Raw genomic sequence first — 11,086 nt, 5'->3', positions numbered from 1 at the left:
GGGAGGCCACGCGGGCATGGGGACGGAGGCCGCGCTCCGCTCCCGGACGGGCCGAGGGCCGGCCGGAGAACCGGAGAAGAGGGCCAGGAGAGAGGCAGAAAGGAGGCAGGGAAGGCGCGGACGAAGGGACGGTTCGGGGTGCGGCGCGGTCAGGCCGGCGCGTCGTCGGCCCGCGCCGGGCGTCTCCAGGGCTGGAGATGACTGGCGATCACCGCTTCCGTCCGGGGGAAGTCGGACGGGTACTGCAGCCCCACCACGATCGGCCGACGGCCGGGGTGCCAGGTGAAGCTGCCGAAGGCGTGGTCCCAGACGGAGAGATCGGAGCCGTAGTGTCCGGCCTCGGCCAGGTCGACGCTGTGGTGCAGCCTGTGCTGCTCGGGCCCGGCGAAGACGTGGTTGAGCAGGCCGATCCGGACATCGATGTTGGCGTGGACGAAGTAGCCCTGGGCCACCACGAACAGGCCCACCACGAACACCGACTCCGCGGAGAAGCCGGCCAGCGCGAGCGACAGCTGGACGACGCCCTGGGTGAGCAGCACGTCGACGATGTGGTTGACGCCGTTGTTGGCGACGTTCACCTTCTCCGGCACGTGGTGCACCCCGTGCAGCCGCCAGAGCCACGGATTGGTGTGGCACCAGCGGTGGACCAGATAGTTGGCGAGCGAGCCGAGCAGCATCGCCGCCGGGATCTCGGCCCAGAGCGGCAGTGCCGGATGCGGCGGTGCCAGCCAGCCGACGAGGGCCTGCACCGGCACCTGAGACAACCCCCCGCCGATCATTGTGAGGACGAAATAGACGCCGTACCAACCCCATTCACCGGCGCTCGGCTGCCACTCCGGCTCGTAGGGGATCATCCATTCGAGTAGGGTCAGATATCCGATGGTGCCGACCAGGAAGATCTGGCTCGCCCGGCCGAGATCCCATCGCCAGCGCAGGGCTGCGACCGATATCGACACAAGTATGATCAGCAGGATCGGGTACGCGACATGCCGCAGCACCGCTCGTAGCTGCCCGCCCATGGCGACCCCCTTCGCGATCCACCACCGAACGATCACCGAAAGCATTCGTTCTGATACTAACGGTGGCTGGAAGATGATGCGAGGGATTTCCGAAAAGAATCACAAACAACGGTAATTGTCTGATGATAAGCGGGCGCATTATTCGTCAGATAATGCCCCCTGAAAGTCTTTTACAAGAATAGTCAGATGACCGGCCCGCTCGGATCGGGCGCCCGGCAGCAGCCAGCGACTGCCGGACAGCGAGACACCGGCCGATCTCTCCCGAACGGCAGATGTCGACGCCCCGGGCCGGCCGCAAGCATGGCGGCATGAAGAAGCCGACCGCCATACCGGCCTGGGTGGCCGCACTCCCGGCCCTGGCCGCCGCCCTCACCGGCTGCGGTGTCACCGACGACCTGGCCGCCCAACCCCGCAGCGATTCCCAGGACTTCGCCGTCCACGGCGATCAGTTCACCGTCGAGACCGACCAGGACGTGACACTGCTGCCCGCCGACGGGAAGGCCGTCAGGGTCGACCGCCACCTGACCGGCCGGGCCGCCCAGGACGGCAACGCCACCTGGGTACTGGACGGCACCACCCTCAGACTCTCCGCCACCTGCAGCGGCATCGCACTCAACTGCCAGGCCGACCACACCGTCCACGTCCCGCGGAACATGGCCGTGACCGTCCGGGGCACCGGCCCGGCAGGCGTCACCGCCAAGGGGATCGACGGCAGACTCGATGTGACGACCGGGCAGGGCGGCGTGGACATCGACACCGCCTCCGGGCCACTGCGCGTGCGCACCCGCTCGGGCCACATCACCGCGAACGGCCTGACCTCTCCCGAGGTCGACGCGGCCAATGACCACGGCAGCGTGAAGCTCGCCTTCCGCACCACGCCCACCGCCGTCAGCGCCGGTTCCACCACCGGCAGCATCACGGTGTCCGTACCCAAGGACGGCACCCGGTACCGCGTCTCGGCCGCCGCCGGCTCCTCCCGCCCCCACGTCGACGTGGACCAGGACCCGGGCTCCCCCCGCACCATCACCGCCACCTCAAAGGTCGGCGTCGTCCGCGTCAACACGAAAGACTGACCGCCGGAACCCGATCCCCCACCCCTCACCCGACGGCCCGCGCCGCACCGTGGAACACCTGCCGAACGTGCCACTCCCGATGCCGGCCCGCGACCGCCGGAAGGCCCGGCTGCGGCCCGATCACCGACCGCCCGGCGAGCGCCAGCACCTGCTGCCGGCTGGCCTCGCCCCGCCCGACGAACCGCCGGGAGACCAGGATCCGGTGGTCCTCCCCCAACCCCATGACCCCCTTGTCGAAGAGCTTGTGGTGCAGCGAGCAGAGACAGAGTCCGTTGTCGACGGTGTCCGGCCCGTCGTACGACCACCAGCGCACATGCGCGGCCTCCAGCCCGACCACACTCCCGCCGAGCGCCCCGTCGTACCCGCAGAACGCACACTGGAACTCGTAGGCGGTCAGTATCAGTTCACGCATCCGCCGATCACGCTGCCGCCGCGAGCCCCCGCCCCCACCACCGGGCACCCCGGTCTCGACCCCCTCCAGATCGAGCCCGACCGCCTCGCACAGCTCGACTCCATCAGGTAGTCACGGTCGCGGACGGTGGGGACCGGCCTACCGGTGTTCAGCGGTGAACCGTTCCAGAGTGGGGAAGGTGCCGGTGTCGATCGTGTTGGACGACTCATACTGATCAAGTCCCATCGTGAAAAGGGTGCGGCGGTACTGCCACTTGATGTGCTTGTCGTGCCGTGTGGGGTCGGTGGGCCGCATGAGGGCGAGGAAGAAGAAGCACTTGACGAGCAGGAAGTCGCCCAAGTGCTCGCTCACCCGCTGACCGATCAGGGATGCGGTGGTCTCGTCTAGCGCTGCGGTGTAGGCGGCGCGCTGTTCCGGGGTGATGCTGTAGCCCTTGCCGCCGCCCTTGAAGGCCACGATGTCAAGCGCGGGGTAGACGTCGTAGCCGAGCGGGACCGGTCCGTGGTGCTGCCAGTCGATGACCCCGGCATGGAGGACGTTGGGCAGTCCGTAGTCCAGGTGCCCGTGCACCATCGGGAGCCGGGCCAGCCGACCGAGGGCGTGCCTGACCGCCTCGTGGACGCGCGGGGTGTCGAAGTCCGGGTTCTCCTCGAAGACCTCGGCCGCGAAGGCTGCCTTCTCGAACCACGGCGCAGCAGGGAGGGGGTGCCTCGCCTGGGCCTGCAGGAGCTTCGACGCGACGGCAGCCGCCGTGCTGATCACCTGGTAGCTGACCTGACCGTCCCGCCCGGCGTCGGCCAGCGCCTCCTCGTGCAGCGAGGTGTCGCCGATGGCGCGCTCGACGACGAAATAGCGCCCGTCCTCCGAGCCGCTGTCGACGATCTCCGGCACCGGGTAGCCGAGGCCGGCGGCCAGCTGCTGGAACTCGGCCTCCGCCCGCAGATCCTCGCCACCGGTCCGCTTGTAGAGCAGGCCATCGGCCGACCTCCACACCGCGCCTTGAGTGGCGGTTCTGTCCTTCACGAACTCCCAGTCGCTCATCCATCCATCCTTCCGTAGTGCCGAGTTGGCGTGGATCAGATACGGCGGTGTCGGGCAGGTCGCTCGGGGTTAGGCCGGCCGCCCTCGGGGGAAAGGGCGACCGGCCCCGTCACCGCCCGGCCGGTGTGCCTGCATCCGTACGGGCGGAGTCGGTAGGCACGCGGCGAGCGGTGCTGCGAGAACCACCTGTACGCGCGGGCGCTTGGCCAGGCGGGCGCGTGGGGACGGGGCCTGGGACGGTCGGTGCGGACGAGGCTCGCGATGAGTGCCGCCCTGCGGGCCGAGCGAGGCTGCTCGGGTACCGCGACAGCGGGCACCGCCAGTTCAGCCCAGACCTTCTTGCCATGGGTCGTCGGCTCCGCGCCCCAGGTCTCCGACAGGCCCTCGATGAGCAACATGCCTCGACCGGTGGTCAGTTCGTCGTTGCCGAAGTTGGCGGCCCCGGTGGGCATCCGGCGCGACGGGTCGTAGACCTCGATCACCACCCGGTCGCCGTCCGGGGAGAGGTAGATGCCGACCAGCAGTCTTCCTGGCGCGTGAATGACCGCGTTGGCGAGCAGCTCGTCGGCGACCAGCGCGATGTCGCCCAACGAAGTCGGGTCGATCCCCCACGAGCGGGCGACTCGGACGACGGCGTCCCGGGCCGGCGGGACGTGGTCGCGCCTGGTGCCGATGAACGAAATACGTCGGGCGTGAGTGGAGGCGATCACTGGTCACCATCGCAGGCTTGGACCGCGTCGACAACGCTGTTGCACGGCCAGGGGCCGCAGCCGTCGCTGCACCGGCCATCCTCGAACTGGTGGCGGTCGAGGACCTCTCGGGCGTGGCTGCTGGCGGTGGCGAGGCGCTCGCGACGCGCGGCGGCGCGGCCTGAGGGGCTCGCGGTTGTGTTCGACGCCCGGCCGTCTTCCAAAGCGCGAGGAACGGCCACTGCGTCCCGCTGGTGCGCGGTGTCGCCCCTCTGTGCGTCCGAGCGGAGGGTCATCGGCACTTCTCCTCAGCCACTGGGTGGAGCCGCGCATGCGAGAGTCCGCAGATGGGCCTCGGTCATGCGGGAGCGGGGAATCGCGACCTGCGAGGGTGGCGAGCTGCTGACGACCAGACAACTCCGTCTCGATGCACCATGGTTAGGGCATGGGCTCCGCGTGCGTGATCCATGCAGATCGTGCATGCCGGGTTGTCCTGGTGTGGCTACGCTCGGCTCACCAGGCAGGATCAGCATTGGCAGGGGAAGCCATGTCGCAGACGGCCAAAGGACACTCCGCAGCGGGCGGGATCGGAGAGGTGATCCGCCGCGCACGGGTGTTGAGCGGGCGGTCGCAGGCGGACGTGGCCACCGAACTGGGCTACCACCAGTCGAAGATCAGCCGGTTGGAGAGCGGCAAGGGGACGCAGGACATCGACGTCCTGCGCGCTGTCGCAGCCGTGCTCGACATCCCGCTGGGAAGCCTCGGCCTGTCCTCCCATAGCAGTGCGGACAGCAGGACGGACGACATGCACCGTCGCAACTTCCTGGCCGCGAGCGTCGCCGCGCTCGCGACCCCGATGCCCCGCCCCCGCGTGGGGATGGAGCTGGTCCAGGCGCTGCTGCCCGGACCCGTTCCAGCCGAGCACGCGCCACAACCCCAGGCCGCACTCACGGCCCGGCTCGCCCAGGCCCGGAGGCTCTTCTACACCTGCCGGTACGCCGAACTCGAAGGCGCGCTGCCGTCGCTGATCGTCGACCTTCGCCAGGCCCAGGACGCCTCCCGCGGCGGCGATCAGGCCCTGTCCGGCCTCCTCGCGACGGCGTACCAGACTGCGGTCAGCCTGCTGCTCAAGCTCGGTGACCACGGCAACGCCTGGCTGGCGGTCGGCCGTGCCATGGCCGAAGCCGAACGGAGCGCCGACCCCGTCGTGATGGCCTCCAGCGTCCGCGTCCAGGCGCACGTCCTCGCGCGCGACCGGCACACCGCGCCCGCCGTCACCCTCATCCGGCACACTGCCGACCAGCTCTCCGGCAGCTACGACCGACGCCCGCCCGAGTACCTCGCCGCATTTGGGCTCATGCTCCTTCGCGGCGTTACGGCGGCGAGCGCCGGCGGCGACCGTGCAACCACCGCCGAGTTCCTCGCCGAGGCTCATGAGGTCGCGCGCTACGTCGACCTCGACGGCCCCGAAGCCTGGGCGAACTTCAGTCCGGCCAACGTCGCACTTCACTCGGTGAGCGCCTCGGTCGTCCTGGGCGACGCCGGAGCGGCGCTGGAAGCCGCCCGGCCCCTGATGCACAGGCGCATCCCGGTCCCCGAGCGCCGGGCAGCACTGTGGGTGGAGGCTGCACGGGCCTACAGCCAGCAGAGCAGACTGGCCGAGGGATACAAAGCGCTCAGGATCGCGGAGAGCTGTGCCTCGGAGGACATCCGCCGACGGCCCAGCGTGCTCGAGCTGGCCGATGACATGGCCGCTCGCGACCGGCGCGGCGCCGTCCCGGAGCTTCGCCGTTTCTGCCAGGAGTTGGGAGTCCAGGTTTGACCGAGCACCGCGAGCCGTTCCTCTACGTCGTCGTCTGCGCGTCGGGCATCGCCGACGGAGTGGGCGAACTGATCACCGCTGCCCATGCCGAGGGCTGGGGAGTCGGCGTGATCGCGACCCCGAACGGGCTCGGATTCATAGACCAGGAAGCCGTCGAAGCCCAGACCGGCTACCCGATCCGCTCCGCCTGGCGCACGCCGAGCATCCCCCAGCCGCTGCCCCCGGCCGACGCCATCGCCGTCGCCCCGGCCACCTTCAACACCATCAACAAGTGGGCCGCCGGCATCTCCGACACCCTCGCACTCGGCATCCTTTGCGAGGCGTACGGCCTCGGCATCCCCGTGGCCGTCCAGCCCTACGTCAACTCCGCCCAGGCTGCCCACCCCGCGTACGGGGAGAGCCTGGCCCGGCTCCGGTCGATGGGCGTCCTGATCGGTGACTACGTCCCCCACAAGCCCAAGGCCGGCGGGGGCCGCGACAAGTACAACTGGACCCACGTCCTCGACCTGCTCCGCCCCGTGGCGGCCTCAGTGACGGGGAGGGAGTAGCCGATGCTCCCGGCTTCGGACGGACCGCCAGGTGTCGCTGCCGCGGTCGTGATCCGAGAGGGTCGGGTGCTGATGGTCCGGCGCCGGGTCAGCGAGGGCCAGCTCTTGTGGCAGTTCCCAGCGGGCAAGATCGAGCCCGGCGAGTCTCCCGAGGAAGCGGCTGTCCGCGAGACCGCGGAGGAGACGGGGATGAACGTGGCTGCCATCAAGGTCCTCGGCGAGCGCGTTCACCCAGAAACTGGCCGGTGGATGTCGTACACGGTCTGCGAGATCATCAGCGGCGCCGCTGCCGTCGGTGACCCACGAGAACTGAACGCACTGGCGTGGGTGGCGCTTCCAGAGATCCCCGAGTACGTGCCGTACGGGATCTTCGAGCCGGTGCAGGCATATCTGAACGCCACGCTCAAGAACTGACGGAGCCCCTGCGGGCGGCCATCAGCTGGTGGCCGCCCGCAGCGCTGTCGGCGCTCGGGCGAGGCCCGGCGTATCTGCTTCTCCTTGCCGGGTTGGCGTTCGGCGGGTGCGGTTGTTGGCAGCCTTGGTGTCGGTCGGCACGGCGGGTGTCGTGAGTGCGGTCGTCGTGGTGGCGCGACGGCCGCTGCGAGTGAGCGCAATGCGGGCGCGTTGGTCGATGCGGTCGTTGGTGGCGTGGTGCAGGCACCAGAAGAGGACTTCGACGGGGTCGGTCGGCGCCGGTCAGCTCCCATTGCTGGGCGGCTTCGGTGAGGGCTCGGCAGGGCGATTGGCCAGCGGAATTCGACCTGGGCGAGGACGGTGGCCTGCACATGGGCGGCGAAGCGGTCAGTCGTCCTGCGCGCGAGGGTGCGGCGGCTCGCAGTTCGGCTCGGGCGTGGGTAGGGGTGGTGAGGGCGGAGAAGTACCAGCGTCCTGCCCGAGATCGCCAAGGATGCCGCCGAGGCCGCCGCGAAGCTCGCCCCTCTCCAGCGGAAGGCCGCGAAGAAGGAGAAGTCCAAGGCCAAGAAGGCCAGGGGTTGGACCGAGATCAACACCCGTGCTCACGCATCGCTCACGCAAGCGGTCCTGTGAAGCGTCGCTGACGCCTGCCCGCATGCCCGAAAGGCCCAGGTCGCGGGCTATATGACCTGGGCCTTCACTGAGCCGCCTATGGGATTCGAACCCATGACCTACGCATTACGAGATCATGAGCAATCGTGTTAGGTGGCGCCGCGCCGTACCGTCTCGTGACGTTCTGGCTGATCAGCGCATGCGCGGCGGGTTGGACTGTGCCACCCCGTGCTGCACCGTCCAAAGGCGTCCGTCCACCGGCTGTCCACCGGAGGCATCCGGTAGGGACTCGACGATGGCTTGGAGCGTCTTTGTCGATCCCATACAAGAGGCCGTGCTGTTGACACCCCCTGCGGTCTACGACCGGCTGCCCATAGCCAGAGCAGCCCTACCGCACAGACCTCGCCAGCCCGGCGCTGTGTCTGGGCAGCCAGCCCGGCCAGGCTCAGTCGGACTCGGCGTTACCATCCTGCAGAGCGAAGGCCAGGGCCGCCAGAGTGACACCCTCCGATGTCTGCCAGCGGGCCGTCCCCTGATTGGAAACCGGTCGTTCATCCCATCTCGCTTGCCCCCACATCAGGGTGACCAGCCCTGAAGGCGAGTACCGGCGGCCATCCACCTCCCAGAGCAACGGCTTCGTCCGGTCGTTGACCCAGGTGGCGCGGGGACGCCGGTCATCCTCCGCCAGCCACTCAGCCAGGGCCTCTTGCTCGATGGGGTTCATCGGCACGAAGCGCAGCGGCGCCCCTTCCTTGATCGCCTGGTGATCGACCAACGTGGGCACGGCATTGGGCCGCCGCCGCTTCCGCGCTTGGGCCTGCTTACCGTATCGGTCGGCCAGTTCGCCCGCAGCCCCGCCCGCGCCACCGAGTGCGGCAACCTTCGCAGCGAGTTCTCGGCACTTGTCAGGATCGCTGAGGAGTCCTTGGACCCGGGACGTATAGCCCTTTTCGAGTACGTCGACCAGCGCGGCGAGCTGCGCCCCGACGGCCGCCGGCACCTGGGGCAGGACATCGTTCTCCCAGTCAATGTCCGGTTCGTCAATCCGATCCGTGCCCAACTGGCGGAACACCAAGTGGCACATCAGATAGGTGCCGTGCTCCAGAACAGCAGCCGGGAGCTTCTCATACGCTGGCCGCAGCCGGTGCAGCTCATCGCGAACCAGACGCATCGTCACAACAGAGCGCCATACCTGGAACGCGCTCGGCTGCGGTCGAAAGAGGATGTCGTAGGTCTCCTTGCGACCTCGGTCCCACAAAGTGTCCAGTGAACTGGCCGTCCTGCCCGCGTACTCAGCATTCGGGTGAGCGCACGCAAGAGCGGCCGCTGCCTCGTCCAGCGAGCATCCCGTCTCGGGTGAGGGACTCAGTTCACCACGCTTCACCGAGTACGACTTACCCAGTTCGGCCCGTAGATCGGCACGAATCTCCGCCTGAACCGGGTCCAGTGCAGCGAAGTCACGCGGCCCCACCTGGTTCTGCCGGTTGGTGGCCCGGGTGGTACGCGAGGAGAAATCACTCGCGCCACCAGTCACGATCACCCGGACGCCTACTCGCGCTGTCGCAGGATCATCGGAGGACTCGAGCGCTCGTTGGACCGCCCTGACGGTCTGAGCACCGTTAACGACGCTCGCCCCTGTGAGCTGAAGAGTCACCGGTCCGCCACGTGGGTTGCGCAACGAGCTGTACTGCGGATCCACCGTGTCACAGAGAACGGTGATTCCGTTGTTGAAGTACCAGAACAGCGAGGGTTCGTCCGTTAGCGTCGCAACCAGCTCTTCATTCGTGAGTGTGCCGCTCAACGGGTTTCGAATATTGAGTTCGAAGAGCCGGGCGCCGTGAGTGTCCAGCCAGTCAGCAACCTTCTCCGCTTGGACCACTCCCTGGAACGCCTGGTGAGGTACGTCGAGCGAGAACCACGGATCCATCTGCACCGACATGGCCACGGGCGCAGGCGCGGCGTCCGCACGCGCCCAGTTCCACACGTCCGAGGCGTGCAGGAAGCGATGATCGACCCTGTCGCCATGGGTATTGAACTCGCGCTCCCCGTTGCCCAGTTCATTGAGGACTTCCCTGGAGGGCGGCTCGGCACCCATCAGAACGGTGACCAGCGTGACCCCGACCGCCCGCTCGCTCATTGCCTCCTTGGCCTGCTCGGCCAGCAGCTGGCCGCGCGGGTTGAACTGACTGCTCTCTTCCCCGTCGATGAGCCTCAGCCCGGCAAACATCTTGAGGATGGCATCGGTTCGAGCCGTCGCCCGCCCCTGGTCGCTCCACTTCGCCTGCACCAGGTATACATGCGGAGGTGTGCCCGTGACGGCGATGGCGTCAATGCCTTGGTCGTCCCGCCCATCGATGACCGCTTCCGCTGCATCCGCGTTCTGCCAGCCAGTGACCATGCGCACTGCCAGGGCTGCCAGGGCTCGGGATCGGAATGCCTTTTGACGCTGATCCTCGGAATTGCTTTCGAAGTCGGACATGTCGATAAGCCCGTCGAATGCCGCGTGCAGCATCCGCCCAACCTGTCGAACTGCTGTGAGGTCGCCGTTGTTTGTCCTGCCCATGCCCACCCCAAACGTGCCTATCCCGGTTTGCTCCGCTCGACCGTAGCGCAGACGCGGACATCATCGTGATCGAAGTGAAGGATCCAGCACCGCCACCGAGTATCCCCTGCTAAACCACGTCCCCCATCCACATGCGCCGCCCCAGTTCATCGAGCTCCGCGCGACGGGACTCATATTCGGGGAGGGCCGACTTCAGCAGTCGCCAGTAGTCTGGCCCGTGCCCAGGGATCCGCACATGCGCAAGCTCATGGGCAATGACGTAGTTCACCAGGTGCATCGGTAGTTGGAAGAGAGACCAACCGAGGCTCATACGACCCGGCCCGTTGTTCTTCGGCTCGGGCCGATACATGCCCCACCGCCTGCCGAGATCGCGTACGTCCACCACCGGCGGGGTCACAGACATCCGAGCTGCCCAGGGCTGTAACCTCCCTGCCGCCCAGGTGTGGCCAGCCCGGCAGTACCAGTCGACCAGCGCCGCCCGTCCACAGACCGGGTCTTCGGCCTGTTCCCTGCCCATGACCAGGCGCCCGGCGATCAAGCGCACTCTGCCATTGGCGGGTGGGTCCGCCACGATCGCCAGCCGGTAGGTCCGTCCCAGGTAGCGGAAGACCTCGCCCTCGATCAGCCGCTTCGCGGGATTCAGCGGGCGGGTCCGCTCACGCACGCCGACCTTGGCCACCAGCCAGGCCTGGTGCTCGCGGACGAACCTCTCCCCGTCCTCTGCCGGCCGACCCTCGGGCGCATGCAGCGTCAGTCCGGCGTCCGCCTCCACCGTCAGCGCGAACCGCTTACGACGCGCGCTGACCCGCACCCGCAGCGCCAGGTCGTCCACGGTGAGCCGATCCCCTTCGGCAAGGGCCGGGAGAACGCGGTTGTCAGCGAGAGCGGTCACC

10 protein-coding genes and 1 pseudogene are annotated in these 11,086 nt (G+C 68.3%); 5 read left to right on the top strand and 6 right to left on the bottom strand.

Translation table 11 applies throughout. From position 1 onward, the window contains the following. Positions 1–149: 149 nt before the first annotated feature. Positions 150–1,064, bottom strand: a complete 915-nt coding sequence (locus ACIP82_RS13495; protein ID WP_400653508.1) for a sterol desaturase family protein — start codon at positions 1,062–1,064, stop codon at positions 150–152. A 263-nt stretch (positions 1,065–1,327) separates the two neighbouring features. Here ACIP82_RS13495 and ACIP82_RS13490 point away from each other — a divergent pair, with 263 nt between their 5' ends. Then, on the top strand, positions 1,328–2,092 hold the full coding sequence (locus ACIP82_RS13490; protein ID WP_363604138.1) for a DUF4097 family beta strand repeat-containing protein: 765 nt from the start codon (positions 1,328–1,330) through the stop codon (positions 2,090–2,092). A 25-nt stretch (positions 2,093–2,117) separates the two neighbouring features. Here ACIP82_RS13490 and ACIP82_RS13485 read toward each other — a convergent pair. The 3 genes and pseudogenes from ACIP82_RS13485 to ACIP82_RS13475 form a co-directional block, all read right to left on the bottom strand. Next, positions 2,118–2,600: pseudogene (locus tag ACIP82_RS13485) on the bottom strand (HNH endonuclease); the annotation flags it as partial. Positions 2,601–2,642: 42 nt separating this feature from the next. Further along, a complete protein-coding gene (locus ACIP82_RS13480) occupies positions 2,643–3,545 on the bottom strand; it encodes a phosphotransferase (RefSeq protein ID WP_400653505.1) in 903 nt (300 codons plus the stop codon). Positions 3,546–3,580: 35 nt separating this feature from the next. Continuing rightward, positions 3,581–4,255 (bottom strand): ATP-binding protein, encoded by a 675-nt coding sequence (locus ACIP82_RS13475; protein WP_400653503.1) that lies wholly within the window; start codon positions 4,253–4,255, stop codon positions 3,581–3,583. A gap of 17 nt (positions 4,256–4,272) precedes the next feature. Between ACIP82_RS13475 and ACIP82_RS13470 the strand changes: the two genes are divergently transcribed. The 4 genes from ACIP82_RS13470 (at position 4,273) to ACIP82_RS13455 (ending at position 7,018) form a co-directional block, all read left to right on the top strand. Then, positions 4,273–4,419, top strand: coding sequence for a hypothetical protein (locus tag ACIP82_RS13470; RefSeq protein ID WP_400653501.1), 147 nt, complete (start codon positions 4,273–4,275; stop codon positions 4,417–4,419). 362 nt (positions 4,420–4,781) lie between these two features. Then, positions 4,782–6,056 (top strand): helix-turn-helix domain-containing protein, encoded by a 1,275-nt coding sequence (locus ACIP82_RS13465; protein ID WP_400653499.1) that lies wholly within the window; start codon positions 4,782–4,784, stop codon positions 6,054–6,056. Then, the gene (locus tag ACIP82_RS13460; protein WP_400653497.1) at positions 6,053–6,604 is read left to right on the top strand and encodes a flavoprotein; all 552 of its coding nucleotides are present in this window, start codon (positions 6,053–6,055) and stop codon (positions 6,602–6,604) included. The genes ACIP82_RS13465 and ACIP82_RS13460 overlap by 4 nt, the downstream gene beginning before the upstream one ends. 3 nt (positions 6,605–6,607) lie before the next feature. Next, the gene (locus ACIP82_RS13455; protein WP_400653495.1) at positions 6,608–7,018 is read left to right on the top strand and encodes an NUDIX hydrolase; all 411 of its coding nucleotides are present in this window, start codon (positions 6,608–6,610) and stop codon (positions 7,016–7,018) included. A 1,057-nt stretch (positions 7,019–8,075) separates the two neighbouring features. Here the strand turns inward: ACIP82_RS13455 and ACIP82_RS13450 are convergent. Together ACIP82_RS13450 and ACIP82_RS13445 are read right to left on the bottom strand one after the other, a co-directional pair. Continuing rightward, positions 8,076–10,142, bottom strand: a complete 2,067-nt coding sequence (locus ACIP82_RS13450; RefSeq protein ID WP_400653493.1) for an AIPR family protein — start codon at positions 10,140–10,142, stop codon at positions 8,076–8,078. Positions 10,143–10,302: 160 nt separating this feature from the next. Beyond that, positions 10,303–11,085 carry a M48 family metallopeptidase gene (locus tag ACIP82_RS13445; protein WP_400653491.1) on the bottom strand — a complete coding sequence of 261 codons (783 nt, stop codon included), beginning with the start codon at positions 11,083–11,085 and terminating at the stop codon, positions 10,303–10,305. Position 11,086: the final 1 nt, after the last annotated feature.

It is taken from the genome of Kitasatospora sp. NPDC088548, assembly GCF_044753005.1.
GTDB lineage: Bacteria > Actinomycetota > Actinomycetes > Streptomycetales > Streptomycetaceae > Kitasatospora.
This window is presented reverse-complemented; position numbering and strand designations above follow the sequence as displayed.